Source organism: Kitasatospora sp. NPDC051705, from assembly GCF_044453265.1.
Lineage (GTDB): Bacteria > Actinomycetota > Actinomycetes > Streptomycetales > Streptomycetaceae > Kitasatospora.
The window spans coordinates 1-26098 of the sequence record NZ_JBITCO010000049.1; the positions used below are offsets into that span (position 1 = coordinate 1).

19 protein-coding genes are annotated in these 26098 nt (G+C 74.1%); 2 read left to right on the forward strand and 17 right to left on the reverse strand.

Features of this window, described 5'->3' with window-relative positions; translation table 11 throughout:
* The 5 genes from ACIA8Q_RS33185 to ACIA8Q_RS33205 form a co-directional block, all read right to left on the reverse strand.
* The coding region (locus tag ACIA8Q_RS33185) for an adenylyl-sulfate kinase (RefSeq protein ID WP_396318270.1) at window positions 1-139 on the reverse strand (139 nt) is incomplete at its 3' end.
* Window positions 140-291: 152 nt separating this feature from the next.
* Entirely contained in the window at window positions 292-1068 is a 777-nt protein-coding gene (locus tag ACIA8Q_RS33190; RefSeq protein ID WP_360221060.1) for an alpha/beta hydrolase, read from the reverse strand.
* Window positions 1069-1176: 108 nt separating this feature from the next.
* Window positions 1177-1797: a response regulator transcription factor gene (locus ACIA8Q_RS33195; RefSeq protein ID WP_360221063.1), complete on the reverse strand. Its 621-nt coding sequence runs from the start codon at window positions 1795-1797 to the stop codon at window positions 1177-1179.
* A 47-nt stretch (window positions 1798-1844) separates the two neighbouring features.
* A complete protein-coding gene (locus ACIA8Q_RS33200; protein WP_396318266.1) occupies window positions 1845-3893 on the reverse strand; it encodes a histidine kinase in 2049 nt (682 codons plus the stop codon).
* 221 nt (window positions 3894-4114) lie between these two features.
* Complete coding sequence (locus tag ACIA8Q_RS33205; protein ID WP_360221069.1) at window positions 4115-6319, reverse strand: TOMM precursor leader peptide-binding protein; 2205 nt, start codon at window positions 6317-6319, stop codon at window positions 4115-4117.
* Between the two features lie 336 nt (window positions 6320-6655).
* On the opposite strand from ACIA8Q_RS33205, the gene ACIA8Q_RS33210 reads away from it, so the two are divergent.
* Together ACIA8Q_RS33210 and ACIA8Q_RS33215 are read left to right on the forward strand one after the other, a co-directional pair.
* Complete coding sequence (locus ACIA8Q_RS33210; protein WP_360221072.1) at window positions 6656-7537, forward strand: AfsR/SARP family transcriptional regulator; 882 nt, start codon at window positions 6656-6658, stop codon at window positions 7535-7537.
* Between the two features lie 254 nt (window positions 7538-7791).
* Window positions 7792-8664, forward strand: a complete 873-nt coding sequence (locus ACIA8Q_RS33215; RefSeq protein ID WP_396318267.1) for an alpha/beta hydrolase — start codon at window positions 7792-7794, stop codon at window positions 8662-8664.
* Window positions 8665-8703: 39 nt separating this feature from the next.
* On the opposite strand, the gene ACIA8Q_RS33220 is transcribed toward ACIA8Q_RS33215, so the two are convergent.
* From ACIA8Q_RS33220 to ACIA8Q_RS33275, 12 genes are all read right to left on the reverse strand, one after another.
* Window positions 8704-9348, reverse strand: coding sequence for a response regulator transcription factor (locus ACIA8Q_RS33220; protein ID WP_360221078.1), 645 nt, complete (start codon window positions 9346-9348; stop codon window positions 8704-8706).
* A complete protein-coding gene (locus ACIA8Q_RS33225; RefSeq protein WP_360221081.1) occupies window positions 9312-10631 on the reverse strand; it encodes a histidine kinase in 1320 nt (439 codons plus the stop codon). Before ACIA8Q_RS33225 ends, ACIA8Q_RS33220 begins: the two co-directional genes overlap by 37 nt.
* A 154-nt stretch (window positions 10632-10785) precedes the next feature.
* Window positions 10786-11283, reverse strand: a complete 498-nt coding sequence (locus tag ACIA8Q_RS33230; RefSeq protein WP_396318271.1) for a MaoC family dehydratase — start codon at window positions 11281-11283, stop codon at window positions 10786-10788.
* 167 nt (window positions 11284-11450) lie between these two features.
* Window positions 11451-12482 (reverse strand): 2,3-diaminopropionate biosynthesis protein SbnB, encoded by a 1032-nt coding sequence (sbnB, locus tag ACIA8Q_RS33235; RefSeq protein ID WP_360221087.1) that lies wholly within the window; start codon window positions 12480-12482, stop codon window positions 11451-11453.
* A 104-nt stretch (window positions 12483-12586) separates the two neighbouring features.
* The gene (locus ACIA8Q_RS33240) at window positions 12587-14287 is read right to left on the reverse strand and encodes an NAD(P)/FAD-dependent oxidoreductase (protein WP_360221090.1); all 1701 of its coding nucleotides are present in this window, start codon (window positions 14285-14287) and stop codon (window positions 12587-12589) included.
* Between the two features lie 26 nt (window positions 14288-14313).
* Window positions 14314-15042: a 3-oxoacyl-ACP reductase FabG gene (gene fabG / locus ACIA8Q_RS33245; RefSeq protein ID WP_360221093.1), complete on the reverse strand. Its 729-nt coding sequence runs from the start codon at window positions 15040-15042 to the stop codon at window positions 14314-14316.
* Window positions 15039-16160, reverse strand: coding sequence for a beta-ketoacyl synthase N-terminal-like domain-containing protein (locus tag ACIA8Q_RS33250; protein WP_396318268.1), 1122 nt, complete (start codon window positions 16158-16160; stop codon window positions 15039-15041). The genes fabG and ACIA8Q_RS33250 overlap by 4 nt, the downstream gene beginning before the upstream one ends.
* Before the next feature lie 13 nt (window positions 16161-16173).
* Window positions 16174-17442, reverse strand: a complete 1269-nt coding sequence (locus ACIA8Q_RS33255; protein WP_360221099.1) for a beta-ketoacyl-[acyl-carrier-protein] synthase family protein — start codon at window positions 17440-17442, stop codon at window positions 16174-16176.
* A gap of 61 nt (window positions 17443-17503) precedes the next feature.
* Window positions 17504-17752, reverse strand: coding sequence for an acyl carrier protein (locus ACIA8Q_RS33260; protein WP_360221102.1), 249 nt, complete (start codon window positions 17750-17752; stop codon window positions 17504-17506).
* A gap of 247 nt (window positions 17753-17999) precedes the next feature.
* On the reverse strand, window positions 18000-18203 hold the full coding sequence (locus ACIA8Q_RS33265) for an MbtH family protein (protein ID WP_360221105.1): 204 nt from the start codon (window positions 18201-18203) through the stop codon (window positions 18000-18002).
* Window positions 18204-18263: 60 nt separating this feature from the next.
* Entirely contained in the window at window positions 18264-25520 is a 7257-nt protein-coding gene (locus ACIA8Q_RS33270) for an amino acid adenylation domain-containing protein (protein ID WP_396318269.1), read from the reverse strand.
* Window positions 25517-26098: phosphopantetheine-binding protein (locus ACIA8Q_RS33275; protein WP_387908165.1), on the reverse strand; the 582-nt coding region annotated here is incomplete at its 5' end. The genes ACIA8Q_RS33270 and ACIA8Q_RS33275, both read right to left, overlap by 4 nt.

The following is a 26098-nucleotide window of genomic DNA, read 5'->3' on the forward strand; positions in this document are numbered from 1 at the left end:
CCAGGGCGAAGGCGAGCGTGGTCTTGCCCGCGCTCGGCAGCCCGGTCAGCCACACGGTGGCGCCGCGCTCGCAGGGGCCGGCCGCGCGGGCCGCCTCCGCGGCTGCGGCCGCGGCGGCCGGGGTGTGAACTGTGGTCACGGTGATGGTCTCCTGGGGCGAGTTGACGGCAGGTCAGGGCTGGACGCCGGCGCACTCCCGCAAGAACCAGGCCTCCCGGGCCGCCGGCGAAACGGAACCACCGCGGACACCCCGGCGGACGGCGCCGCCGTCCGCCGGGGTGGCGGGACCTCTCAGGTGGTGGCGAACTCGACCAGGGTCCGGCCGAGGACGTCCATGTCGATCCGGTGCCAGGAACCCGGCAGTTCGAGAGCCCGGCCGTTGGGCACGGCGGCCGCGGTCGCCCGGGCCGCCGCGCGGAGCCAGGCACTGGTGCCGGAGCTGTTGAGGACGAGGGTCTCCGTCCGGTACCCGGCCAGCCGGTCGGCGGGGATGCTGCAGTCGCCGCAGATCGTGGTGTCGTAGACGAGGGTGTGGGCGTTCGCCTCGTTCATCGCCCAGATCGGGCCCTGCCGCCATTCGGCGACGGTGTCGGGGGTCAGGCCGAGGAACGCACCGAGGTAGTACTCGACGGCCTCGTCCCGGCGCCCCTCCTCCAGGGTGACCCGGAGCGTCTTGGCGAAGTTCCAGACCGGCTTGGGGAATCCGTCGACCCGGTAGAACGGTTCGTGCAGGGCCAGCTTGGTGATCGGCGCGCCGGCGAGGGCGGCCTCGATCGCCAGGTTCGCGCCGGAGGACCCGGCGAAGACCACGGCGGAGCCGCCGGCCTCCTCGATCACCGCCCGGAGGTCCTCGATCTCCCGCTCGACGGCGTACTCGGCGGCGTCGCCGCTCTCGCCGCGCCCGCGCCGGTCGTAGACATAGGTGGTGCAGTGTGGCGCCAGCTCGGGGACGAGGGCGTCGAAGATGGTGTGATCGCGGAACGAACCGTTGAGCAGCACGATCGGCGGGCCCTCGCCGGCCTTCTCATAGGCGATCGTCGTGCCGTCCCGGGAAACGACCTTGCGCATCACGCACTCCTCATGCCGAACGGAGGTGTTCTCACCTCGCCGTTGTCGGCATCCTTGGACGCGGCGGTGGACCGCCGGTCGAGGCCCGGTCGCGGGTGGGGAGCGCGCTCAGGAGAGCCAGCCGGCCTCCGTGGCGATCCGGACGGCGTCGATCCGGTTGCGGGCGTTGAGCTTCACCACGACGGTCGTCAGGTAGTTGCGCACGGTGCCGATCGACAGGTGCAGCTTGGCCGCTATCTCCCGGGGCTCGTCGCCCAGCGAGGCCATCCGCAGCACCTCTATCTCCCGTTCGGAGAGCGGGTTCTCGCCGATGTCCCAGGCGCTCATCGCGAGTTGGGGGTTGATCACCCGGCGGCCCGCGGCCACCTCCCGGACGGCCTGCGCCAGCCCTTCGGCCGGGGAGTCCTTGAGCAGGAACCCGGAGACGCGCGCGGACATCGCCCGGCGCAGGTAGCCGGGCCGGCCCAGTCCGGTCATGATCAGCGTGCGGCACTCCGGTAGCTGGTCGTGCAGGATCTCGGCCGCGGTGAGGCCGTCCATGCCGGGGAGGTCGACGTCCATGATCGCCACGTCGGGCCGGGACTTCAGTGCGGTGGGGACGATGAGGTCGCCGCGGTCCACCACGGCGACGACTTCCAGGTCGGGCTCCAGTTCGAGCAGCGTGACCAGGGCTCCCCGCACCATGTGCATGTCCTCGGCCAGGAGAATTCTGAGCCGCCGATTGTCCACCTATCCCCCTTTAATTGTGCTGATTCCCCAAAGTGTGAATGAGATTGTCAGGTCGTGGCATCCGCCTGCTGCACGATGACCGGTGAACCGTCCGACGCCGACAGGCCGAATTCCTGGAACACCTGCGGGCGGTCGGACGGATCGGGAGTGCCCAGGTGGCCGCGGTAGCCGCGGGCGACCAGCCGGACGTCGGCGAGGGCCTGGCGGGACACGTCGAGCACGGTGGTCAGTTCCTCCCTCGCCGGCTCCGGTGACTGCGGGAGCAGCCGGTGGATGAGTGCGCACTTCATCGTGACCTCGGACAGGCTCGACCCGAGCACCTCGTGCAGCTCGCGTTCCACGATCAGGCGCTCGCGGGCGACGGCCAGCTGCGCTAGCGCGCCCCTGGCCTCGTGCAGCTCGGTGACCAGCCAGTAGAGCGCGCTGAACCCGTAGAAAACCAGGCCCGCGACCAGTGAGGAGTCGGCCAGGTAGACGGTTTCGGACAACGGTTCGCCGGCCGCGACCGCCGCGGGCACGATGACCGCGATCGCGGCCGCGTACAACGGGACCCGCAGCCGGCCCGGCACGGTGATCAGCAGCGATCCGGCGAGGCAGCCCGCCATCGAGCCCCAGGGGGCGTCGAGCCAGAGCAACGGGGCGTAGGTGGCCGCGGCGAGCAGCGCCAGGGTGAGCGTCCGGGTGCGTACCGACCAGGTCCGCGAGCGGCGCAGCGAGTGGAACGCGTGGAGCGCCACGACACCGGCGAAACAGCCGAGGAAGGCGAGCATCGCGGGGCCGGACCGGGCCTGGCCCGCCGCGTTGATCACGGTGATCAGCGCGTAGCCGGCCAGCACGGCGACCAGCATGCCGCGGGCCATCCGCGGGGCCCAGGGGCTGGCGGCCATCGCCGGGTCCTCGGGCCGGGCCTCGGTGTGCCGGTCGTCGTCCCGGGCCGTGGCCGGGGCGTGCGCGAGGACCTCGAACCAGCCGTCGCCGGTGGGCCCGCCGGTGAGGTCGCCGCCGACGCCGCGCAGCCGGGTCGCCAGGTTGGCGAGCCCGCTGCCGCCCCCCGGCATGGTGTCCAGCCGCTCGTCGCCGACGCCGTCGTTGCGGATCCGCAGCGACACCGTCCCGCCCTCGCGGGTGGCGGTGACGCTGCAGTGCTGGGCCTTGCTGTGCCGCAGGGCGTTGGTGACGGCCTCGCGCAGCACGATGGCCAGCGCGGTGTCCACCTCGCGGGGCAGCGGGCCGCAGGTGAGGTCGGTGTCGGTGGTGATCTGCGCGGCGGTGAGGACGGAGACCGCGGACTCCGTCTCGGCGGCCAGCGACATGTCCCGGTAGCCGGTCGCGACCAGGCGCACGTCGGCGAGGGCCTCCCGGGCGATCCCGAGCACCTCGGCGACCTCGGACCTGGCCCGGTCGGGCGCGACCGGGACGAGCCGGTAGCCGAGCTCGGTCTTCAGGGTGATCGCCGACAGGCTGTAGCCGAGCAGGTCGTGCAGGTCCCCGGCCACCCGCAGCCGTTCCTGGACGACGGCCAGGCCGGCCAGCGCGCGCCGGGTGTTGCGGAGCTCGGTGACCAGGCCGGACAGCGAGCTGACGCCGTAGATGATGAGGCTGGCGAGCATCGTCGCGCCGGTGCCGTAGAGGGCGATGCCGGGCCCGGCGATCGCCACGACGGCGGGCACGATGGCCGCGGTGACCGCGGCGTACAGCAGCCAGCGGGCCCGGCCGGGCACGGCGAGCAGCACCGAGCCCGCGAGCAGTCCGGCCATCGCACCCCACGGGAGCCCCAGCCAGACCAGCGGCAGGTAGGTGACCGCGGCCTGCGCGGTGAGGGTGAGGACCCGGGTGCGGACCGGCCAGGTCCGGGGTCTTCGGGTGGAGTGGGCGAACTGGAGGCAGAGCACGGCACCCATGCCGACGGCCAGGACGGCCGTCCGTAACGGGTCGGGCCCCTGGTGGAGCACGTCCAGCACGGTGACCAGGGTGTGGCCGCCGAGCACCCCCAGGGTGACCAGCAGCGCCATGCGCTGCGCCCGCACGCCGGACTCGTGGTCGTGACCGTCGTCGTGACCGTCGTCCTGGCCTTTGCCGTGGGGCGCGTCGAGCATCGGCGTCTGCCTCCCGGTTCGACCTACGGTGTTTGAGAGCACGGGGAGTTGACCCGAGTTCTCCTGAAAAACCGCGATGATCTTACCGACGAAGCATCAGCTTGTCATGGGCGACAATCCTCACTTATCCGACCGGATAGACCGGCGCACATCACCACGCCGGGGGATCTACCAGTTCTATATGAATGATCTTCCCGACTTCCATGGACGATCTTCCAGATCTACAGGAACAGCGGAATCGGGTTGAGATTCTCGTAGTGGGTCGGGGCGTCCAGCAGGCCCGTGCGGACCGGCACGTCGAACAACCTGCCCGGGGCGAACCGCGCCCAGAAGTGCCGCAGGCCCGGGACGACGACCTTCACGACCGGAATTCCGAGATCCGGCCGCGTCTGGTCGAGCACCAGCACCTCCAGCCCGTGGCTGCGGGCCAGCGCGCAGAGGTGCTCCAGGTCCTCCCGGAGGTCGGTGCGCGGGGTGTACGCGTAGTCCGCCGGGGTCCTCGCGGGGCGCCCGGGATCGGGTGCGAGATACGGCTGAGAATCGACCTTCGCCTCGCGCCACCACTCGAGGAGGTGGGCCGGCAGCCCCGGGGTGTAGCCGTTGGTCACGGCGGGCAGCATCTGGCCCAGTTCGGTCACGGCGCGGCTCAGCGCGACGGCGGGGTCCAGGTGCGCGCCGAAGCCGAGCACGATGTCCTCGGCCGGCCCGTCGACCCGGCGGGAGACCGCGGCCATCACCGGGACGCCCAGGTCGGAGGTGAGGTCCAGCACCCAGAGCTCGCGGCCCAGTTCGCGGAAGCGCTCGGGCAGTGCGGCGACCCACGGGTCGCCGAAGGCGGTCGGGTCCACGGCCGCGTGACGGGTGCGGTTGTACCACCAGAGGGCGACGGCGTCGCGCTCGACCAGTTCGAGGAGGCCCTGCAGGGTGGCGTCCTCCAGGGTGCCGCCGGCGGCGTTCCCGTTGGAGTCGGCGAGGATCGAGGCCGGGGCGCCGTCGCCGTAGTACAGCATGGCGGTCGGCAGCAGCCGGTGCCTGCCCCCGGTGAGCGACCACACCGGCGTCCACTCGATCTCGGCGTCCTCGTCGAAGCGCTCGGGCACGTGCTGGAAGGGGATGCCCGGGGCGTTCCACTCCGCGCGGTCCCGGTACTGCAGTTCGTCGAACAGCATGCAGGCGCCCGGGTGGACGGCGTCGGCCGCGAGGTCGCGGTAGCTGCCGAGGACGGTCGCCTCGTCGCCGGCCCGCGAGGCGCTGTAGCGCTCCACCGCCTCGCAGAGCCCGCTGACCCGGGCGTCCAGGTCGGTGCGGCCCTTGCCGCCGCTCTGCATCCGCAGCCCGGCGCGCATCGAGGCCAGGCCGGCCTCGGTCAGCGCCAGGTTGGGGCCGCTCTGGTAGCAGTGCAGGAAGGACGGGCTGCGCGGGTCGCGGACCACCCGCTCGACGATCCCGGTGACCGGATCGGCGAGGTGGCCGAAACGCTCCCACATCTGCTCGGCGGACAGCGCCCGGTGGCCGTTGCCGCCGGTGACGCCCTTCGGCCGGGAGGCCGGCCGGACCGGCTGCCGGGCCCGGTCGGCGATCAGACCGGGATCGCCGCAGTCCGGGCACTGCGGGCGCCGTGCGACGGGGTGGTGGGTGGCGCCGAGGACCAGCGTGTCCAGGGCCCAGAGCGCGTTCTGTCCGTCGTTGCGCACGCCGGCCAGCCATTTGACGGCCTCCAGCGCCGCCGTCTGGAGGCCGAGTTCGCGGGTCGCCGCGAGCGAGGCGTCCGGCAGCCGGACCGGGCCGGCCAGGCCCAGCGCGCGCCGCACGTGGCTCTCGCCGCGCCGGTGCGAGCGCAGTCGCACGGCCAGGCAGGACCAGCAGGGCCCGGCGCCTGGCCGGAAGACCGGGCCGACCAGGAGCTGCGCGCCGTACGGCTTGGCCGGCAGCCACGGCCGCCCGTCCGCGAGGCGGGCGGCGTTGAACTCGGCCAGGGCCGGGTCGAGGTAGTCGTCGCAGACGACCAGGGTGAACGGGGCCCCGGGGCCGCAGGTCAGGCCGGCCGCGCGGCAGGCCCGTTCGGCCGCGGCCGCGTCGGCCCCGCCGAGCGCGAGGACGGTGAGCGCGGCGTCCGTCGGGCCGCCGACCCCGGCGAGGTCCCAGTAGGCACCGGCCGCGGCGTCCTGCCGGCCGGTGTGGAAGCCGACCAGGCCGGCCGCGCCGAGCCGGTCGAGCATGCGGTCGAGGTCGGCGGCGGGGATCTGCGCCGCCGCCCGGATCTCGGTGAGGGTCCGTGAGCCGTCGAGCAGCGGGGCCACTTTCTGGATGGTGGATCCGGACAGTGCCGTGGTGCCGCGGGGGGAGACGAGGTAGACCGCCTCGCCCGGGACGATCTCGGCGCGCAGGTGGCGCCGGAATCCGATCGGCCGTTCGTCGGTGAGCACGGTGGCCGCTCTCTGCTACTGGGCCGAGTCGACGGTGACGATGAAACACCATCCGGTGACGACATCGGTGTTCTGGGTGGCGTAGTCGAGGTTCTCGATGACCAGGTCGTCGGTGCCCGCGGTGATCTGCATGGTGGTCGCCCTCCCGGTTCTGCCCCGCGGTCCGTCGCCGCGGTGAAGGAAGTCTCCAGCGATCCTCTAGCGAGACACCAGGCAGAGATTCACGTTCGCCGTGTGAATTCTTCATACCGGAGAGATGTGCAGCTCAGTGGGCAACTCCCGGCGCACTGTCCATGCTGGAGGGGAGACCGAAGGTTCGATGCCTGGAGGAACGAAATGTCCGAAGGCCCAAGAAGTCATGACCCCGCCAAATCCGGGCGCCGCCCCGGACCGCTGAGCATCGGGCTGCTCGGCTCGCTCTCCCTGCACCTCGACCGGACGCCGGTGACGATCAGCGCGCCCAAGCAGCGCCAGGTGCTGGCCATGCTCGCCCTGAACGCGGGCCGGGTCGTCACCGTACCAGCGCTCATCGAGGAACTGTGGGGGGACCGCCCCCCGCGCAGCCACGCCACCACCCTGCAGACCTACGTCCTGCAGCTGCGCAACGCGCTGGCGGCGGCGGACGCCGACCGCCCGGGCGTGCGGCAGATCCTGAGCACCCGTCACAGCGGCTACCTGCTGGAGGAAGGGGCCTGCGAGACGGACGTCGAGGGGTTCGAGCGCCGGGTGCGGGCCGGTCGGGCGGCCTCCGAGATGGGCGACCACCGCCGCGCCTCCGAGGAGCTGCGGCAGGCCCTGCACCTGTGGCGCGGGCCCGCCCTGGTGGACGTCCGCAAGGGCACCGTCCTGGAGATCGAGGCGGTGTCGCTGGAGGAGAGCCGGCTCGGTGCGCTCGAGCGGCGCATCGCCTCCGACCTCGCCCTGGGGCGCCACGCCGACCTGCTGGGCGAGTTGACCCGGGTGGTGGCCCGGAACCCGATGAACGAGAACCTCTGCGCCTACCTGATGATCGCCCTCTACCGGGCGGGCCGCGTCGGCCGCTCGCTGGAGGCCTTCCACCGCCTGCGGTCCGTGCTCAACCACGAACTGGGCGTGGAGCCCTGTCCGCGGCTGCAGCGCCTGCAGACGGCGATCCTGTCGGGCGACCCGGCGCTGGACGTCTGGTCGGTGTCGTGGTCCCCGGAGGAGTTCGCGGCGAGCCGGCTCGCCCGGGTCTGAGACCGCGCCGGCCGGGTGCGGCCGCCCGGCGCGAGGTGGAGGGGAGGGGCGGGAGGAGGGGCTCCCGGAGGGCTGCGCGAGGGCGACGGCAGGCTGCCGCCGCCCTCACGCACGTCCGGCCGCGGCCCGGCCCCCGCGGGTACTCCGGGCGGACGCCGACCCGCGGCCGACCCGCCGCCGCAGGCCCCCGGCGCCCGCGGTGTGCAGCAGGATGGAGCGGCCGGGGCGGAAACCTTGTCGACGGGAGCGCACTGATGGTCGAGTCGTGGAGGTCCGGTCCGGCCGAGGTCCGGCCGGTCACCCTGGAGGCGGACGGACTGCCGGTCTCCGGACTGCTCGCCGAGCCGCCGGGAGGGCGGCCCCGGGCCGTGGTGGTCGCCCTGCACGGCGGTGGCATGAGCGCCGGCTACTTCGACTGCCGGGCGGTCGCCGGGCAGTCCCTGCTCGCCCTCGGCGCCGGGCTCGGCTGCACCGTGCTGGCGCTGGACCGCCCCGGCTACGGGGCCTCGGCCGCGCACCTGCCGGACGGGCAGGGCCTCGCCGAGCAGTCCGCGACGCTGCACCGGGTGCTGGCGGAGTTCGCCCGCCGGCACCCGGTGGGCGCCGGGTACTTCGTCGTGGCGCACTCCTACGGCGGGAAGCTGGCGCTGGCCGCCGCCGCCGACCCGGCCGGCCGCGACCTGCTCGGCCTGGACATCTCCGGCCTGGGCCACCGGCACGCCGTCGACCCGGAGCTGCTGCCCGGACCGGACCGCTCCGGCGAGTGGCGGCGGCACTGGGGGAGCACCCGGCACTACCCGACGGAGGCCTTCACGCTGGCCCGCGCCCTGGTCTCGCCGATGCCGCACCGTGAGTCCGCCGAGGTGCCGCGGTGGCCCGGGCTGCTGCCGGGGCTCGCCGCCCGGGTGCGGACACCGGTGCGGTTCACCTTCGCCGAGCAGGAGCAGTGGTGGCGGCACGACGAGGAGGCGGTGACCGAGCTGGCCGGCCTGTTCACCGGGACGACGGTGTGGGTGGACCGCCAGCCGGGCGCCGGGCACAACGTCAGCCTCGGCTGGGCGGCCCGCTCCTACCACCTGCGGGCGCTCGCGTTCCTGGACCAGTGCCTGCTGGCCGGGGCGGGCTGAGCGGCCGCCGGCGGGGGGAGGGCCGCCGCTCCGGGAGGGCTACTGGTCGAGGAAGGCGAGGACGGCCAGGACCCGGCGGTTGTCCCCGTCGGTGGGCAGCAGCCCGAGCTTGGTGAAGATGTTGCTGATGTGCTTGGCGACGGCCTTCTCGGAGATGAACAGCCCCTGGGCGATGCCGGCGTTCGAGCGGCCCTGGGCGACCCACTCGAGCACCTCCCGCTCGCGCTCCGAGAGGCTGCCGACGCTCTCGTCGCGCTCCTTGCGGATCAGGAGCTGGGAGATGACCTCCGGGTCCATCGCGGTGCCGCCGTCGGCGACCCGGCGGATCGAGTCCAGGAACTGCGAGCCGTTGGTGACGCGGTCCTTGAGCATGTAGCCGACGCCGCGGCCGCCGCTGGCGAGCAGCTCGCGGGCGTAGAGCGGCTCGACGTACTGGGAGAGCAGCAGGATGGGCAGGTCCGGCATGGTGCGGCGGGCGGCGAGGACGGCGCGCAGGCCCTCGTCGGTGAAGTTCGGCGGCAGCCGGACGTCGACGACCGCGACGTCCGGCTGCTGCTCGGTGAGGGCGGCGAGGAGGTCCGCCCCGTTGTCCACGGCGGCCACCACCTCGTGCCCGTAGGCCTGGAGGAGGCGGATCAGACCGTCCCTCAGGAGGAAGTGGTCTTCGGCGAGGACAATACGCACGGAAGCTCCATCGTCACCATGGTCGGGCCGTTCACGGGGCTGTTCACGGCCAGGACCCCGTCGAAGGTGCTGAGCCGTCGCTCGATGCCGCGCAGGCCGGTGCCCCGGGTGGCGTCCGCTCCGCCGCGACCGCTGTCGGTCACGGTGATGCGCAGCATGCCGTGATCGTAACGGATGTCGATCCAGGCCCGGTCGGCGCCGGAGTGCTTGGCGACGTTGGTGAGGATCTCCGAGATCGCGAAGTAGGCGGCCGACTCGACCGGCATCTCCGGGCGGCCCTGCAGGTCGACGACGACCTCGGTCGGGACGGGGCAGACCATGGCCAGGGCGCGGACGGCGTCGGCGAGCCCGCGGTCGGCGAGCACCGGCGGGTGGATGCCGCGGACCAGGTTGCGGATCTCCTCCAGGGCCTTGGAGGAGGACTGGCGGGCCTCGATCAGCAGCGCCCGGACGGCCTCCGGGTTGGTCTCCAGCAGGTGCTCGGCGGCGTCCAGGGTCATGCCCATCGCGACCAGCCGGGCCTGGGCGCCGTCGTGCAGGTCGCGCTCGATCCGGCGGATCTCGGCCATCTGGGTGTCGACGGCGGTGCTGCGGGTGGTGGTGAGGTGCTCGATCCGGCTGGCCATCAGCTCCTGCTCGCTGGGCGCCAGCATGGAGTGGGTGTACAGGGCGTGCTTGCGGACCGCGCGGGGCGCCATCCACAGCGCCAGCGGCAGCTGCAGCGCCCCGAGGACGCCGGCCAGCACCGCGGTGGCCTGACCGTCGATCGGGATGAACTGGTACCAGAGGCCGTCCCACTCGGTCGACAGCGGGACGCCGAAGAAGGCCAGGAAGATCCCCCAGAAGCCGCTGAGCAGCACCGCGATCGGCATGAAGGCGAGGAAGCCGCCGGCGATCGGGTCGGTGAGCACCCAGGCGAACTCCCGCCGGGTCTGCGGGTCGCTCATGATCCAGCGGTAGCGGGCGACCGCCCCCGAGGCGCCCTCGGGCGCCGCGGGCAGACCGGCCGGCGGGCCGGGGATCCGCACGCCGGCCCAGGCCTCGGACAGGGCGCGCTGACGGGCGGCCAGCGAGCGGACGCCCTCCATGGCCCGCGGCACCAGGCCGAGACCGGGGCCGACCAGGGAGATCGCGCCGGTGACGCCGAGCGACCGGCCGAAGGCCGCGACGGACATCCAGCAGAGGGACAACGCCCGCCGCAGACCGGTGAATCCGGCGGGGACGGAGAATCCCCTGATCTCGACCGCCGAGGGGCTTCCCCCGAGCTGCATCGTGCGGTCCATGACCCGCTCCTCTCTGGTGCCGTTCGCACTGCCCCGGCCGTGTGGCCGTGCGTCCATTCTGGCCGGGACGAGGGGGAGAAATCGGTAGTACTAACCCCCCTCTTGAGCGGCGCGAGGGGGAGGTTCCCCTACCTCGCGCCGCCTGCGCCCCCGGTCAGAAGCCGTCCGCGGTCGCCTCGGCGCCGGTTTCGGCCGCGACGAACAGCGACAGGGTGTCGGCCACGCAGACCGCGCTCGGCTGGCCCTCGACCTCCACGGTCATCCGGACCGCGGCCAGGTGGCCCATCGGGGTCTCGCGGACGCTGGTGACCTTGGCGCCGCCGCGCACCCGGGCGCCGACCGGGATCGGGCGGGCGAAGCGGACCTTGTCCAGGCCGAAGTTGACGCCCAGCTTGACGTCGTGGATCTCGAAGATCGCGCGCATCATCGCGGGCAGCAGGCCGAGCGTCATGTAGCCGTGGACGATCGTCCCGCCGAACGGGCCGGTGGCGGCGCGCTCCGGGTCCACGTGGATCCACTGGAGGTCGCCGGTGGCGCCCGCGAACCGGTCGACGCTGTCCTGGGTGACCTCGAGCCACTCGCTGTACCCGAGGTGCTCCCCGGTCGCCTCGGTGAATTCGGCCAGGCTGGCAAAGGATCTCATGCGGGTGATTCTGGGCGGCCGTCCACGGCGCCGACAAGGCGTTCGGGGCCCGCGGGGGCGTTCGGTCAGCGCGCCGTCAGCTGGCCGTCAGCGAGCGGGCGCGCGGGCCCCGGAAACGGCCGACGCCCGCCGGTGGTGGGGCACCGGGCGGGCGTCGGACGGTCGTGCGGGGCGGCTCAGCCGTAGCGCTTGAGCTCGTGGAAGAAGTCCGGCACGGTGTGCAGCTGCCCGCTCGCCAGGACGCGGTCGTAGACGTGCTTGGCGACGGCCATGTCGAGCACGCCGAGGCCGAACGGGGAGAACACCACCGGGCGGTCGGACGGCGGGGTGATGCCGCCGGTGAGCACGTCGTAGAGCGTGCCGGCGACGAAGTCGCGGTGGCCGACCTGCTGCTCGGCCAGGTGCGGCGAGGTGCCCGCCTTCATGCAGTGCTCGATGTCGTCGACGACGTTCCACGAGTCGAGGACGATCTCCGCGGACAGGTCGCGCAGCGAGACGTGCAGCACCAGCGGGTTGTGCGAGAACCACTGCGGGTCCGTCACGTGCGGCTCGCCGGCCACGGTGGCGAAGACCACCAGGTCGCTGGAGCGGATCAGCTGCTCGGCCTTGTCGTGGACGGTGATCGCGACGTCCTCGCCCTCGGCCCGGCGCAGGTACTCCGAGAAGCCCCGGGCGTGCTCGGCGGACAGGTCGTGGACGCCGATCTCGGTGAAGTCGAAGCCGTTGGCCGCCAGGTAGGTGTGCACGTACCGGGCGATCAGGCCGACGCCGAAGAAGCCGACGCTGGTGGGGCGCTCGCCGCGGGCGTCGGCCAGCCGGGCCGCCGCGAGGGCCGCGGAGGCCGCGGTGCGGGCCGCGCTGATGATCGAGCTCTCCAGGCAGGCGAACGGGTAGCCGGTCTCGGCGTCGTTGAGGATCAGCACGGCCGAGGCGCGGGGCAGGCCGGCCGCCACGTTCTCCGGGAAGCTGGAGATCCACTTGATGCCGTGCACGCCGACCTCGCCCTTGACCGAGGCCGGCAGGGCGATGATCCGCGAGGACGGGCGGTCGGGGAAGCGCAGGAAGTACGAGTCCGGGTTGACCGTCTGGCCCTCGCCGTGCAGCCGGTACGCGGCCTCGACCGTGGCGACGACCTCGTCCTCGTGCCCGTTGAGGGCCTCGTGCACCTGGGCGCCGGAGACCACGGCGAAGGGAGGTACCTGATTCATGGGAACACTGCTCCTGGTCGAACGGTCGGAACGGGGGCGGAACGGTCGGAACGGGGTGGGCGGCCGAGCGGCCCGGCCGGGGCGCGGAGCGCCCCGGCCGGCGCTCAGCCGATCCGGGCCAGGCCCTTGGCGCGCTGCCGGGCCCGCCCGCGCGAGACCACCATCGGGTCCCAGTCCGGGCCGCGCTCGGGCAGCCGCGAGGCGTCGCCCAGCACGGACCCGGCGAGCACCTCGGGCAGCAGGCCGCGCCCGATGATCTGCGAGGCGGCGGCCATCCCGCAGGTGGCGACGGCGCCCAGGCCGCTGCCGTAGCGGACGCTCTGGCCCACCACGTACAGGCCCTCGACGTCGGTGCGGACGTCGGGGCGCTGGCCCACGCCGCCCCAGCTGGCCATGCCGTACGGGGTGCCGCCGGTGCCGCGGATGTAGCGCTCGTGGCTGAGCGGCGTGGCCGTCTCCACGTGCGTGATCCGGTCCCGGAACGGGCCGACGACCTTCTCGGCGGTGGTCAGCATCAGCTCGGTGAGCTGCTGCTTGCGGGCGACGTAGGCGGCGTTGCGGCGGTACGGCTCGCCGTCCACCGGTCCGCCGCCGACGCCCCAGAACCCGTGGCCGGCCGGGCAGCCGGTCATCAGCTGGAAGTTGCTGTGGCCGGGCGGGCAGACCGCCGCCGCGCCCGGGTCCTTGAGGGAGGCGAAGGAGAAGGTGAGCTGCGGCACGGACTCCATCGAGCCGTCGCGCGCGTAGCGCTCCTGCATCGCCGCGTGCGCGGCCTCCATGTCGTCGCTGTCGTGCCACCAGATGTTGGCGTTCGGCAGACCCGGCAGTTCGGTGTCCAGCGCGACGTACACGGCGACGACGGCGCCGCGCATGGTCGCCGCGCGGGTCTTGGCGACCAGCTCGGCGGGGAAGGCCTCCTCGCCGCCGCACAGGTCGAGCACGGTGCGCCGGTAGTCCGCGTTGGAGATCACCAGCGGGGCGGAGATCCGCGTACCGTCGGTGAGTTCGACGCCGGTGGCGCGCCCGTCCTCGATCAGGATGCGGCGCACCTCGCAGCGGGTGCGCAGCTCGCCGCCGGCGGACTCCAGTGCCTCGACGAACGCGGCCACCAGCACTTGGCCGCCGCCCTCCGGGTAGTAGGCGCCGCGCAGGTAGTGGTCCAGCATGGCGGCGTGCTCGGAGAAGGTGATGCCGTCCGGCATGGTGCCGTAGTTGCCGGCCTGCGCCGCGACGAGGGTGCGCCCCTTGGGGGAGAGACCGCAGTGGTCGAGGGCCTGGGCGAGCGTCCGGCGGGTCCACCGCATGGTCTGCGGGGAGCGGCGGAACAGCTCCACCATCGAGGCGCCGTGCAGGCCGTCCCGGGTGGCGCCGGCCACCGCCTCGGCGAGGTCGACGAACCGGTCGATCCGGTCGGCCTCCTCCGGCAGTGCCTGGCGGAGCCGGTCCCGGTAGGCGTTCCAGCCGGCCGGCACGTCCACCGTGGCGGTGGGCGTGATGATCCGGTCGAACCCCTGCTCGTTGTCCATCGGGAGGAAGTTCACCCGGTCGCGGACGCCGAGGCCGGACAGGATCGCCGGGAACAGCCCGCCCGGGCCGCAGTCGCCCAGGTAGTGCGTGCCCACGTCGAACTCGTACTTGCGCCGGCGGCGGAACACGTGCGCGTTGCCGCCCGCGATGTCGTGCTGTTCGAGGACGAGCACGCTGCGCCCGTCCGCGGCCAGGTAGCCCGCGCTGACCAACCCGCCGAGACCGCTGCCGACGACGATCGCGTCGTAGTGGTCTCTGAGTCCCTCGGCCCCCCGCATGCGCGCCCCCATTCGCGTTGCTGCCATCAGAACGTGCCGCCGCCGTGGATCTCGAGGACCGAGCCGCTGATGTACGCGGCGCGGTCGGACACCAGGAAGGAGACCAGGTCGGCCACCTCCTCGGGCTTGCCGGCCCGGCCGAGCGCGACGTTCTTCAGCATCCGCTCCACCGCGGCCTCGGACATGTCGCCGACCATGTCGGTGGCGATCAGGCCCGGGGCGACCACGTTGGCGCGCACGCCGCGCGGGCCGCACTCCTTGGCGAGGGACTTGGTGAAGCCGATGATCCCGGCCTTGGACGCGGCGTAGTTGGCCTGCCCGAGATTGCCGTAGATGCCCGACACCGAGGACAGGTTGACGATCGACCCGCTGCGGCGCTTGCTCATCGCGAACGCGGCGGCGCGGCAGACGTGGTAGACGCCGTCGAGGTTGGTCCGCAGGACCTGGTTCCAGTCGTCCTCGGGCATCAGGATCACCGGGCGGTCCCGGGTGATGCCGGCCGAGGTGACGGCGGCGTCGACCGGGCCGAGCTCGCGCTCGGTGCGGCCGAACCAGTCGCGGACCTGCTCCGGGTCCGCGACGTCACAGGCCGTGGCCGTGATCCGGGTGCCGAACTCGCCGGCCTCCTTGGCGAGTTGCTCGGCCGCCTCGGCGTTCGAGCGGTAGCAGAAGGCGACGTCGTAGCCGTCCTGGGCCAGGCGCAGCACGATGGCCTTGCCGATGCCCCGGGACCCGCCGCTGACCAGCGCGATCACGCCTGTTCCCCGATCAGTCTGAGGACGGCGCAGCCCACGGCGCCGTCACGGTCGACGGCGGACACCAGGGCGATCCGGCCCCGGGCCGCCGGGTCGGCCTCGGCCACGCCGAGCACCGCCTGGATCTGGAAGGTCGCCGCGGCGGCACTGGTGTCGCCGATCAGCTCCATGGACGGGATCCGGCTCAGCGCCTCGGCCGGCAGCAGCGCGGCCAGCGCCTCGTGCTCGGCCCGGCCGGCCGCGGTGGGCGCGGCGCACGGCACGGCGGCCCACACCTCGTCGGCGGTGACGCCGGCGCGGTCCAGGGCGTGCCGGACGCAGGCGGTGACGGCGGCCGCCGGGTCGTCGTCGATGTCGACGCGGGTCTCGACGGCCAGCACGGCGGCGATCGCCGGACGCTGGGCGGTGCCGGCGTGCTCGACCACGAACAGGCCGCAGCCCTCGCCGAGCAGCGGCGTGGAGTCGCCGGGGGCGACGGCGGTGTGCTCGATCCAGGCGTGCGCGGCCGAGAACTCCTCGGCGGAGCCGACCAGGTACTTGGTCGCCCGGCCCTGGCCCATCAGCCGGCGGGCGTAGCTGAGCGCGAGCAGACCGGAGACCCGGCCGCCGGCCACGGTGGTGTTGGGGCCCTTGAGGTCGTGCCGGATGGCGGTGGCGCCCGCGGCGTGGTTGAGGCTGCCGAAGGGGATCCGGCCGGCGTCGACGTGGAAGGGCAGCGCGTTGGTGTAGGACTGCTTGAGGAAGTTGGTGACGTTCTCCAGGCTGCCCATCGAGATGCCGAGGACCACACCGGTGCGGTCGTCGGTCTCCACCACCCGGTTGCCGTCGGCGTCCTGGAGCAGGCCGTCGGAGGCGACCAGGGTCAGGGCGGTGAGGCGGTCCATCTTGGCGGTGCCGCTCGGGCCGAGCAGGCCCTTGATGTCGAAGCCGGGCACCAGGCAGACGTCGGGCGAGGGCAGCGGGCCGAGGTCGGCGTCCGCCTTGACGGCGGTCTTGGCCCCGGCGCGCACGCCGGCCGCGAAGTCCTGGCGGGTCAGGCCGTACGGCGACACGGCCGACCAGCCGGTGATGACGAGCGTCTCCGGCGGCAGGGCCGCCGGGGTGGCTGCGCTTTCCAATGAACTCGTCATCTCAGACTCGCTCTCCGTACGTGCCAAGGATCAGGATGGCGTTGTTGCCGGCGAAGGCACTGGAGTTGTTCTCCACGATCCGGACCTCGGCGTCGACGGCCTGGTTGGGCACGACGTCCAGCGGGCAGTCCGGGTCGGTCTCCAGGTGGTTGATGGTCGGCGGGATGAACTGGTGCTCGATGGCGAGGCCGCAGGCGATCGCGCCGAGCGCGCTGGCCGCGCCCATCGAGTGGCCGAGCATCGACTTCACCGCGACGGTGCGCGGCGGGGCGTCGCCGTACACGTCGAGGATGGCCGCCGACTCGGTCTTGTCGTTGGCCTTGGTGCCGGTGCCGTGCGCGGAGATGAAGTCGATCTCGTCCCGTTCGACGCCGGCGTCGTCCAGCGCGAGCCGGATGCCGCGGGCGATGCCGTCCCGGTTGGGCGCGGTCGGGTGCGCGGCGTCGCAGCTGAGGCCGTAGCCGAGCACCTCGGCGTAGATGTGCGCGCCGCGGGCGAGGGCGGACTCCAGGCTCTCCAGGACGAGGATGCCCGCACCCTCGCCGGTCAGGATGCCCTGGCGGTTCTTGTCGAACGGGCGGACCACGTCCGGGGTGAGCGCGCCGAAGCGCTTGAACAGGGCGAAGGCCTTGCGGCAGACGGCGTCCGCGCCGCCGCACAGGGCGATGTCGACCTCGCCGGAGCGGATCGCGTCCAGGCCGTAGCCGATCGAGTAGTTGCCGGCCGCGCAGGCGGTGGTGATGGTGGTCGGCTCGACGTTCGGCATCCGCAGCTCGCGGGCGATGGCGGTGGTCAGCCGGCCGGCGTTGATCCGGCGGGACAGCACCGGGTCCATGGCCTCCGGGTCGCCGGCCGCGAGCTCCTGCTCGACCAGCACGCCGATGTCGTGGCCCTCGCCGTCGGTGGTGCCGACGCTGATGACGGCCTGGCGCTCGCCGAGGTCGGCCTCGGTGAGCCCGGCGTCCTCCACGGCCATCCGGGCGGCGGCGACGGCGAACTGCCCGGCCCGGCCCACGTCCTCGAGCGGGACGTTGCGGATCCAGCGCTCCGGCTCGAAGTCCGGGACCTCGCAGGCGACGTTCTGGCCGAAGCCCTCGGTGTCGAAGCGGGTGATCGGCCGCGCACCGGAGCGCCCGGCCCGCAGCCCCGCGGTGTACTCCTCGACCCCCGTGCCGATGCTGGAGATCGCCCCGAGGCCGGTGAGGACGACCCTGCGGCGGTCGGCCGGCACGCCGCCCCGGGGTGCCGCTGGTGACTGTGCGGTGGACATGGGACTCCTTAAGCAGTGGGATGCCTGCGAGCGGGGGTTCCGGTGCCGGAACCCGCCCCGATCACCAGCCGGCGGCCGCCGCGGTCACCTGGTAGGTGGCCTCCACGTTGACCATCTTCGGCAGCTCGTTCATGTCGATGACGATGGAGTACTCCATCTCCAGCGCGCTCAGCACGTCGATCAGCTTGAGCGAGTCGGCGCCCAGCTCGTCGACGAACAGTGCGGTGTCGGCGAACTCGGTGTGCACGTCGATGTTCTCGGCGACGATCTCGCGGATCCGGGTGAGACGCTCCGGCGCAACCGTGGTCATGCTCGTTCCTCCGTCTGTCCAGGGGCCCTGAAGTGGCTTCCGAGTAGGAACGTAGTCAGCCCCGATGACGGGTCGATGACGTCCAACTGACCGCTCACTGACGGGTCCTGTCGGGGGGTGGAAGGCCAGGTCGCAGGGGGTGCCGGGGGGCAAAACGACCGCCCGCCGCACCCTCGGGCCAGGGCCCTGGTGGGTGCGGCGGGCGGCGGTGGCGCGGCCGTTCGGACGCGCGGTGGCGGTGGGCCGGTCAGCCCTGCTGCTGCAGGCTGAGCGGTCGCATGTCGGTCCAGTTGGTCTCGATGTGGGTGACGGCGGTGGCCCGGTCGGTGGCCTCCAGGGCGACCGTCCAGCCCTCGGGCACCGCGGCGAAGGACGGCCACAGGGAGTGCTGCCCCTCCTCGTTGACGAGGACGAGGAAGGTGCCGTCTTCGCGGTCAAAGGGGTTCGCCATGACTGTTCTCCAGCTCTCGGGAAGGTCTCGGGATCTCGGGCGTGCCGGGTTGATCGGGCGTCAGGTGGTCGGGTCGGCGGCCAGGGCGGCGAGGGCGCGTTCGACGGCGGTGCCGATCGCCGCCGCCGGGGCGGGCTGCAGCATCTGCTGGTGTCCGCAGTCCACGTCGTGCGCGAGGACGGCGGAACCGACGTACGGCTCCCAGCCCTTGACCTTGAGGGCGCGTTCCTCCGGGGTGGGCCGGTCCTCGCCGCCGGCCGCGACGAAGAGCGTCATCGGGCAGCCGTCGAAGCGGGTGGGCGTGAACCGCTGGAACAGCTCCAGGTTGTTCCGCATGACGTCCAGCAGCCGTTCCAGCGTACCCGGTTCGAGCGCGGCGAGGGGGCCCTCGGTGCGGGCCAGGTGCGCGGCGACGTCCTGCGGGGTGAGCCGGTGCAGGCCGGTGGCGTCGACGCCGGCCTCGGCGAGGAAGTCGGCGAGGAACTCCGCGTCGCTCGGCCGGGCGTCCGGTGCGTCGTCCGGGTAGGCGTCCAGGTTGGCCAGGAACGCCACCCGCTCCCCGGCGGCCTGCAGCCGGACGGCCATCTCGTGGGCGACGACCCCGCCGTAGGACCAGCCGAGCAGGTGGTACGGCCCGTGCGGCTGGACGGCCCGGACCCTGGCCAGGTACTCCTCGGCGACGTCCCCCAGGTCGGTCGGCAGCGGGCCGTCCCCGGACAGACCGCGGGCCTGCAGCCCGTAGACCGGCTGGTCCGGGTCCAGGTGCTCGGCGAGCGCGGCGAACGGGATCGCGAAGCCGAGGCCGCCGTGCACGCAGAACAGCGGCGGGCGCCCGCCGGCGGCCCGGATCGGCAGGACGGGGCCGAGCAGGTCGACCGCGCCGCCCCCGGCGGCGCCGGCGGCCAGCGCCTCCAGGGTGCGGTGCTCGAAGACCGCGCCGAGGCTGATCGGCAACCCGGCCAGGGTGGCCGCGTTGACCAGCCGGATCGCCTTCAGGCTGTCCCCGCCGAGCGCGAAGAAGGAGTCGTCCGGGCCGACCGGGGCGATCCCGAGGACCTCCTCGACGGCCGCGTAGAGCAGCCGCTCCGGCCCGGTGCGGGGCGCCTGCGGGGCGCGTGCCGCGGGGGCGGGGGCGGGCAGCGCCCTGACGTCCAGCTTGCCGTTGGCGTTCAGCGGCAGTTCGGGCAGCACCGTGTAGGCGTCCGGGACCATGTAGCCGGGCAGCGAGCGGGCCAGGTGGCTGCGCAGCGCGGCCTGGTCCGGCTCCGGTCGGCCGTCGGCGGGCACCAGGTAGGCGACCAGGCGGCGCTGGCCGGCCGCGTCGGCGGGGGCCAGGACGGCGGCCCGGGCGACGTCCGGGTGGTCGGCCAGCAGCCGCTCGATCTCGCCGAGTTCGATCCGGTAGCCGCGGATCTTGACCTGCTGGTCGGCGCGGCCGACGTACTCGATCCGGCCGTTGCGGTCCCAGCGGACGAGGTCGCCGGTGCGGTACATCCGGGCGCCGCCCGGCTCGAACGGGCAGGCGACGAAGCGGTCGGCGGTCAGCGCGGGCCGGTTCAGGTAGCCGCGGGCCAGGCCCGCGCCGGCCAGGTAGAGCTCGCCGACCACGCCGCGCGGCACCGGCCGCAGCGCCCCGTCCAGGACGTACGCGGTGGTGTCGCCGATCGGCAGGCCGATCGGGACGGTGCCGTCGGCCCGGCCGAGGTCCTGGCCGGTGGCGAAGGTGGTCACCTCGGTGGGGCCGTACACGTGGAACACGGTGGTGTCCGGCAGGGCGGCCCGCAGCCGGTCCAGGTGGTCGCGGGAGTGGGCCTCGCCGCCGGTCAGCAGCGCGCGCAGCGGGGCCAGGGCGCGCGGCCGGGTGTCGGCGAGGGTGTTGACGAACTGGGTGGTGAGGAAGGCGACGGTCACCCCGGCCCGGGCCGTGAACTCCTCCAGGGCCTGCGGGTCGGCCGGGCCGGGCGGGTGGATCGCCAGCCGGGCGCCGTGGGCGAGCGCGCCCCAGATCTCGAAGGTGGAGGCGTCGAAGGCGACCGGCGCGAAGTAGAGGAAGGTGTCCTGCGCGGTCGGCGCCAGTTCGGGCAGGCCCAGCACCAGGCGGACGGCGGCGCGGTGCGGGACGGCGACGCCCTTGGGCTTGCCGGTGGAGCCGGAGGTGTGGATGACGTACAGCAGGTCGTCGGGGTCGATCGGCACGGCGGGCACCGGGGTGCCGGGCAGGGCGGCCAGTTCGGCCGCGGTGGCCGGCTCGTCCAGGACCAGCCGGGTCACCCCCGCGGGCAGCTCGCGATCGGCCAGCGAGCGCTCGGTGAGCAGCAGCCGGACGCCGCCGTCGGTGAGCATGTCGCCGACCCGCTCGTCGGGGTGGGACGGGTCGATCGGCAGGTAGGCGGCGCCGGTGCGGGCGATCGCCAGCAGGGCGGTGACCACGGCCGGGCCGCGCTCCAGGCGCAGGGCCACCAGGTCGCCCCGGCGGGCGCCGCGGGCGGTCAGCAGGCGGGCCAGCCGGTTGGCCCCGGCGTCCAGCTCCGCGTAGGTGGTGCGGCGCAGCTCGCCGGGGCGGCCGGGCTCGGCGTGGACCAGGGCGACCGCGTCCGGCGCGGCCGCGATCCGCTCGTCGACCAGGGCGGTGAGGGTGGTGCGCGGGGTGCCGGCCCGGTGGGTGCCGAGGGCGAGCAGCTCCGCCTCCTCCGCGGGCGCGAGCAGCTCCAGCCGGGAGAGCGGTTCGGCGGGCGCGGCGAGGGCGGCGGCGAGCAGCCGCAGGTAGGCCTCGGTGATCCGGCGGGCGGTGGCGCGCTCGAACAGGTCGGTGCGGTACTCGACGGCCAGCGCGAGCGCGCCGTCGGCCTGCTCGGTGAGCTGGAAGAAGAGGTCCCACTTGGCGGTCCGGACCGGGACGGGCTGCTCGGTGACGACGAGCTCCGGGTCGGCGGCGGGCGCCGGGGCGGGGCCGGCCTGCTGGAAGCCGAGCATCACCTGGAACAGCGGGTGGCGGGCCATCGAGCGCTCGGGGTTGAGTACCTCGACCAGCTTCTCGAAGGGCACGTCCTGGTGCTGGTGGGCGGCCAGGTCGTAGGCCCGGACCCGTTCGGCCAGCTCGCGCAGGCCCGGGTCGCCGGAGGTGTCGGTGCGCAGCACCAGGGTGTTGACGAACATGCCGACCAGGTCGTCGAGCCGTTCGTCGGTGCGGCCGGCGATCGGGCTGCCGAGCGGGATGTCGGTGCCCGCGCCGAGCCGGGTGAGCAGGGCGGCCAGCCCGGCCCGCAGCAGCATGAAGGGGCTGACGCCCCAGGCGGCGGCCAGTCGGTGCAGTTCCTCGACGAGCTGCGGCGGGACGGCGGTGCGCACGACGTCGCCGCGGTGGTCGGCCCGGGTGCCGCGCGGGTGGTCGTAGGGCAGCGCCAGCTCCTCCGGCAGGCCCTTCAGGGTCTCCGTCCAGTGGCCGAGCTGGCGGGCGAGTTCGCTCGCCGGGTCGGTCTCGGAGCCCAGCAGCTCGCGCTGCCACAGCGCGTAGTCGGCGTACTGGACGGGCAGCGGCGGCAGTTCGGCGGGGCGGCCGGAGCGGCGGGCGCGGTAGTACGCGGTGAGGTCGCGGGCGAGCGGGGCGAGCGACCAGCCGTCACCGGCGATGTGGTGCAGGACGAGGGTCAGCACGTGCTCGTCCGGGCCGAGGGCGAACAGCCGGGCGCGCAGCGGGAGTCCGTGCTCCAGGTCGAAGCCGCGGGCGGCCTCGGCGGCGAGCGCCTCCGGCAGTCCGGCCTCGGTGACCTCGGTGACCGGGAGCGGGACGACGGCCTCGGCCGGTGCGAGCACCCGCTGTTCGGCGGGTCCGGCACCGGCGCCGGATACGGGGGTGGAACCGGCGCCGGTGGTCTGGGGGGTCCCCTCAGGGGAGGCGGGCAGCTGCGGGAAGACGGTCCGCAGTGCCTCGTGGCGGGCCACCACGTCCTGCAGGGCGTCCTGCAGGGCGGCGGTGTCCAGCCGGCCGGTCAGCCGGATCGCCAGCGGGATGCCGTACAGCCCGCCGGGCGCGCCCAGGTGCTCGACGAACCAGAGCCGCTGCTGCGCGTGGGACAGCGGCAGCACCGCCGGGCGCGGGCCCGCGGTGAGCGGGGGCCGGCCGGGCGCGGCGGCGCCGAGCCGTTCGGCGAGGCGGGCGGGGGAGGGGGCCTCGAAGAGGTCCCGGACCTGGAGTTCGGCGCCGAGTCCGGCGCGGACCCGGTTGACGATCCGGGTGGCCAGCAGCGAGTGGCCGCCGAGGGTGAAGAAGTCGTCGTCGGCGCCGACCCGGTCGAGGCCGAGCACCTCGGCGAAGACGCCGCAGAGCAGCTCCTCCTCGCGGCCGCGCGGGGCGCGGGCCGAGGTGGCGTAGGCGGGCGCGGGCAGGGCGCGGCGGTCGAGCTTGCCGTTGGCCGTGAGCGGCAGCGCGGCGAGCGGGACGACGGCCGCCGGGACCATGTACTCGGGCAGCCGCTCGGCGGTGAACTCCCGCAGCCCGGCCGGGTCGGCGCCGTCGCGCAGCACCACGTAGCCGACCAGCCGCTGGTCGCCGGGCCGGTCCTCGCGGGCGACCACGGCGGCCTCGGCGACCGCCGGGTGCCGGCCGAGGACGGTGGCGATCTCGCCCAGCTCGATGCGGAAGCCGCGCAGCTGGACCTGTTCGTCGGCGCGGCCCAGGTACTCCAGGGTGCCGTCGGCGCGCCAGCGGCCGAGGTCGCCGGTGCGGTACATCCGGGTGCCGCCGGGCTCGAACGGGCAGGCGACGAACCGGGCCGCGGTGAGGTCGGGGCGGTTCAGGTAGCCGCGGGCCAGGCCCGGGCCGCTGATGTAGAGCTCGCCGGGCACCCCGGCGGGGACGGGCTGCAGGGCCCCGTCGAGCAGGTAGACCCGCAGGTCGGGGATGCCGCGCCCGATCACGCTCCCGCCGCCGCCGGCCGCGGTCGCGGCGTCCAGCTCCTGGTGGGAGACGTGCACCGTGGTCTCGGTGATGCCGTACATGTTGACCAGACGGGGCGCGTCGTCGGGGTGGCGGGCGTACCAGTCGGCGAGCTTGCCGACGTCCAGGGCCTCGCCGCCGAACACCACGGTGCGCAGGGCGAGCGGGCGCGGGCGCTCGGCGTCGGCCCGGATCAGCTGGTAGAAGGCGGAGGGCGTCTGGTTGAGGACGGTCACCCGTTCCTCGGCGAGCAGGTCCAGGAAGGCGTCCGGGGAGCGCGACACGTCGTACGGGACGACGACCAGCCGGCCGCCGCGCAGCAGCGCGCCCCACAGCTCCCAGACGGTGAAGTCGAAGGCGATGGAGTGGAACAGGGTCCAGACGTCGCCGGGGCCGAAGCCGAACCAGCCGTCGGTGGACTCCAGCAGCCGCGCCACGTTCTGGTGCGGCACCACCACGCCCTTGGGGCGGCCGGTGGAGCCGGAGGTGTAGATGACGTAGGCCGGGTCGTCGGGGGTGGCCGCGGTCTCCGGCGCGGTGGCCGGGCGGGCGGCCAGGTCGGCCGCGGTCTCCGGGGCGTCCAGGTCGACGCGCGGCACGTCCGCGGCCTCGGGCAGCTCGGGCAGCACGCCCGCGGCGGTGAGCAGCAGGACGGGTCGGGCGTCGCCCAGGGTGTAGCCGATCCGGTCGGCCGGGTGGCCGGGCTCCAGCGGCAGGTAGGCCGCGCCGGCCTTGAGGACGGCGAGGACGGCGACGACCAGCTCGGCGCCGCGCGGCAGCGCGACGGCGACGAGGCTCCCGGGGCCGGCGCCGCGGGCGGCGATCAGGTGGGCGAGCCGGTTGGCCCGCTCGTCCAGCTCGCGGTAGCGCAGGGCGGTGCCGGGCGCGGTGACCGCGACGGCGTCGGGGGTGCGGGCGGCCTGCTCGGCGAACAGCTCCTGGACGGTGGCGCGCCGGGCGGGCTGCCGGGGCGCGGTGGCGGCGCCGCTCCACTCCTGGAGGATGCGGTCCAGTTCGGCGGGTTCGGGCGCGCCGAGCCGGGCGAGCGGGGTCCGAGGGTCGTCCGCGACCTGCTCCAGGACGCGGAGCAGCCGGTCCAGGACCTTCGTGGCGCAGGCCTCCGGGTCCTCGGCGAAGGCCGAGGCGCGGTAGGCGAGCTGGAGGTCCAGCCGCTCCCCGGGGAAGACGGTGAGGCTCAGCGGGTAGTGGGTGGCCGAGAGCATCCGGGCGGCGCTGACGGTGCCCCCGGACTCGCGGAACAGCGCGGCCTCGTCCAGCGGGTAGCTCTGGAAGGCGAGGACGGTGTCGAACAGCTCGCCCTGGACGCCGGAGGCGGCCTGCGCCTCGGCGAGCGGCAGGTGCTCGTGCGGCATCATCGCGAGCTGCTGGCCGGCCAGGGCGGTGAAGAGCTCGTCCGCCCGCTGGTCCGGGCGGAGGTCGGCGCGCACCGGCAGGGTGTTGGCGAACAGCCCGATCATCGACTCGACGTCCGGGACCTCGGCCGGGCGGCCGGAGGTGACGGCGCCGAACACCACGTCCTCGCGGCCGGTGAGCCGGCCGAGCAGCAGTGCCCAGCAGCCCTGGACCACGGTGTTCAGGGTCAGGCCCCGGCCGCGGGCCCAGCCGGAGAGCGCCGCGGTGCGCTCCGGTGACAGGAACCGCCGGACGAAGGAGGGCAGTTCGGGCTCCCGCCCGGGAGCGGCCGCGGGCAGCGCCCGGACCGGCCCGTCGAGGCCGTCGAGCAGTCCGGCCCAGGCCGCCCGCGCGGCGTCCCGGTCGCGGCCGTTCAGCCAGGTCAGGAACGAGCGGTACGGCGCGGGCGCGGGCAGGGCGGCCGCGGTCGCGGCGTCGCCGAGCTGCATCAGCTCGCGGACGGCCAGCGGGAAGGACCAGCCGTCCATGACGATGTGGTGCACCGACCAGAGGAACCGGTGGTGCCCCTCGCCGAGCCGGATCAGGCTGAACCGCATCAGCGGCGGCCTGGCCAGGTCGAAGCGGCGCTGCCGGTCCTCGGCCGCCAGCCGCTGCGCCGCGGCCTCCCGCTCCCCCTCGGGCAGCCCGGTGAGGTCGTGCAGCCGCCACTCGGGCGCGACCTCGGTCTCCTTGAGGACGACCTGGACGGGCTCGCCGGTCTTGCGGTTGCGGAAGCAGGCCCGCAGGTTGGGGTGCCGGCGCAGCAGGGCCGCGGAGGCCTCGCGCAGCCGGGCGGCGAGCTGCTCGCCGTCACCGGCGTTCGGTCCGTCGATCTCGGCGACGAACTGGAGGGTGTACGGGTCGGGCGAGGCCTGGTCGTACGAGGACAGGAAGAGCAGCCCCTGCTGCAGGGGGGAGAGCGGAAGTACTTCGCTGATCTTCGACCCGGGTCTGGGGGCGGTCGTCACGAAAGTTCCTCATTCAACTCGAATTCCAGATCGGCCAGTTCCTCGTCGGACAGGGCGATCAGACTGCTTCCGGACTCCATCGGGGCGGTCTCGGCGGCGTCCTCCGCGAGTTCCTCGGCGACCTGTGCGAGGGCGGCCGCGGTCTTGTGCGTGAAGATGTCGCGGGTGGTGAGGGTGAGACCGGCCCGCCGGGCGCGGCTGACGACCTGGATGGAGCGGATGCTGTCGCCGCCGAGGGCGAAGAAGTCCTCGTCGATGCCGACCCGCCCGGTGCCGAGCACCTCGGCCAGGATCTCGGTGAGCACCTGCTCGCGCTCGTTGCGCGGGGCCCGGGCCTCCGCGAGCTCTCCCAGGTCGGGCTCCGGCAGGGCCTTGCGGTCGAGCTTGCCGTTCGGGGTGAGGGGCATGGCGTCGAGGACGAGCCAGGAGGCCGGGATCATGTAGCCGGGCAGCAGCTCGGCCAGGGCGCGGTTGATCCGCTCCGGGTCGACGCCGGGGCCGGTGAGGTAGCCGACGAGGCGGGGGTTGCCGGAGGCGTCGGGGAGGACGGCGACGGCGGCGTCGGCGACGGTGTCGAG

Excerpts from the sequence above, each read along its gene's own strand:
- ACIA8Q_RS33255 (WP_360221099.1), bottom strand. The coding sequence starts at position 17,442 with ATGTCCACCGCACAGTCACCAGCGGCACCCCGGGGCGGCGTGCCGGCC.
- ACIA8Q_RS33240 (WP_360221090.1), bottom strand. The coding sequence starts at position 14,287 with ATGCGGGGGGCCGAGGGACTCAGAGACCACTACGACGCGATCGTCGTC.
- sbnB (WP_360221087.1), bottom strand. The coding sequence starts at position 12,482 with ATGAATCAGGTACCTCCCTTCGCCGTGGTCTCCGGCGCCCAGGTGCAC.
- ACIA8Q_RS33265 (WP_360221105.1), bottom strand. The coding sequence starts at position 18,203 with ATGGCGAACCCCTTTGACCGCGAAGACGGCACCTTCCTCGTCCTCGTC.
- ACIA8Q_RS33215 (WP_396318267.1), top strand. The coding sequence starts at position 7,792 with ATGGTCGAGTCGTGGAGGTCCGGTCCGGCCGAGGTCCGGCCGGTCACC.
- ACIA8Q_RS33210 (WP_360221072.1), top strand. The coding sequence starts at position 6,656 with ATGTCCGAAGGCCCAAGAAGTCATGACCCCGCCAAATCCGGGCGCCGC.
- ACIA8Q_RS33260 (WP_360221102.1), bottom strand. The coding sequence starts at position 17,752 with ATGACCACGGTTGCGCCGGAGCGTCTCACCCGGATCCGCGAGATCGTC.
- ACIA8Q_RS33190 (WP_360221060.1), bottom strand. The coding sequence starts at position 1,068 with ATGCGCAAGGTCGTTTCCCGGGACGGCACGACGATCGCCTATGAGAAG.
- ACIA8Q_RS33225 (WP_360221081.1), bottom strand. The coding sequence starts at position 10,631 with ATGGACCGCACGATGCAGCTCGGGGGAAGCCCCTCGGCGGTCGAGATC.
- ACIA8Q_RS33200 (WP_396318266.1), bottom strand. The coding sequence starts at position 3,893 with ATGCTCGACGCGCCCCACGGCAAAGGCCAGGACGACGGTCACGACGAC.